Origin of the sequence: Pseudomonas sp. DE0010 (genome assembly GCF_007680745.1) — a bacterium.
In the GTDB taxonomy this organism is placed as follows: domain Bacteria; phylum Pseudomonadota; class Gammaproteobacteria; order Pseudomonadales; family Pseudomonadaceae; genus Aquipseudomonas; species Aquipseudomonas parafulva_B.
Map to the genome: position 1 here is coordinate 1 of NZ_VEJQ01000225.1, position 263 is coordinate 263.

Below are 263 nucleotides of genomic sequence, written 5' to 3' on the forward strand. Positions count from 1 at the left end.
GCCCTGACCCGGGAACGCATGCAGGTGCTGTTGCTGGACGTATGGAAACGCACCGGCAAGGGCCTGTTCCTCATCACCCACAGCGTCGACGAGGCGCTGTTTCTGGCGACCGAGCTGCTGGTGCTGGACGGACCGCCCGCGCGCATCGTCCGCCGCCTGGAGGTGCCTTTCGCCCGCCGCTATCTGGCGGGGGAGCCCGTTCGCGCGATCAAGGCCGATCCCCTTTTCGCCGAGCTGCGCCAGGAGCTGCTCGACCTCTTTCT

1 pseudogene is annotated in these 263 nt (G+C 67.7%); it reads left to right on the forward strand.

From position 1 onward, the window contains the following. A pseudogene (gene tauB, locus FS767_RS22335) lies at positions 1-263 on the forward strand (taurine ABC transporter ATP-binding subunit); the annotation flags it as partial.